This is a genomic window from Tritonibacter sp. SIMBA_163 (assembly GCF_046535935.1).
Lineage (GTDB): Bacteria > Pseudomonadota > Alphaproteobacteria > Rhodobacterales > Rhodobacteraceae > Epibacterium > Epibacterium scottomollicae.
The window spans coordinates 1-254 of record NZ_JAWJBP010000855.1; the positions used below are offsets into that span (position 1 = coordinate 1).

General features: G+C 41.7%; 1 protein-coding gene. It reads left to right on the forward strand.

What is annotated here, in order from left to right:
• Positions 1 to 30: 30 nt before the first annotated feature.
• Positions 31 to 254, forward strand: a 224-nt coding sequence (locus R0J92_RS24760; RefSeq protein WP_411053636.1) for a transposase, incomplete at its 3' end; no start/stop codon positions are given.

Here is a 254-nt window from a genome sequence, read left to right on the forward strand (position 1 = left end):
GTAACAGTTAGTTTACGTCAGTGAAGTGCCATGAAAGAACGAAGCATTGAAGCTATGCCCCCATGCTTCGAGAAATGGTGTGCTCGATTTGATGATCTGTTCCGTACCAAAGCAGAAAAAAGAGAATTTAGACATTATTTAGCCGGATTATTGGGTGAAAGTAAGCGCAAAAATCTGTCAGAAATTGCGCGAAACTCTGTGGGAGTTACTTATAATCGCTTACACCACTTTGCAACTGATGCCAAATGGTCACC